Annotated in this window: 1 pseudogene; it reads right to left on the bottom strand. The window is 32.3% G+C overall.

Going from position 1 to position 623, the window contains the following annotated elements:
* Positions 1-255 (bottom strand): annotated as a pseudogene (locus ACFIO3_RS15010) (2-octaprenyl-6-methoxyphenyl hydroxylase); the annotation flags it as partial.
* Between the last annotated feature and the right edge of the window lie 368 nt (positions 256-623).

Below are 623 nucleotides of genomic sequence, written 5' to 3' on the forward strand. Positions count from 1 at the left end.
CCAACATTGTAATTGTTTTAACATACGAATAGAAGCAGCAGCAAGGGCAATGGTTCGTATGTTAGAAGCAGGGGTATCTCCTTGTGGAGCAGCATCAACGATTTTTATTTTCAGATTAGGGGCTGTTTGCTTGAGTGCTATCGCTAGGGCTAAACCGACAGCCGCCCCTCCTGCAATGAGCAGATCACATTGTTTAGTTTTATGAGATTTAATTTTTTTATTGGGTTGTACATTTTTATTGCGATTAGAACACACAATACTTCTTCCATTGTTTATAGTTTGCTTTCTTTTAAAAAGAATATCTTTTTACATTGCCTAAAATATCTTAACTTTTACTTTTCTCTCTGCTTTACAAAAACGAGATTTCTTTTTAACGCCAATTTGATAACATATTGGTTTTTCAGAGTTTTTCTGCTTAATCATTTATGTGATTCATCTTACAGATTTATCGGATAAGCTTTTTTAAATATCTTCTTCAATTCTTTTTACACTTGGTTGATAAAAAAGAAAACTAAAAATAAACAAAGATGGTCGTGTATTTTTTTAAGTTGTGTGAGTTACTTCAGTATGCTTGTCCTGAAGGGGGACATTTCGTTAGTATGATAGATAAAAATAGATAAAAA

The organism is Bartonella sp. AD328YNZD (genome assembly GCF_042196425.1).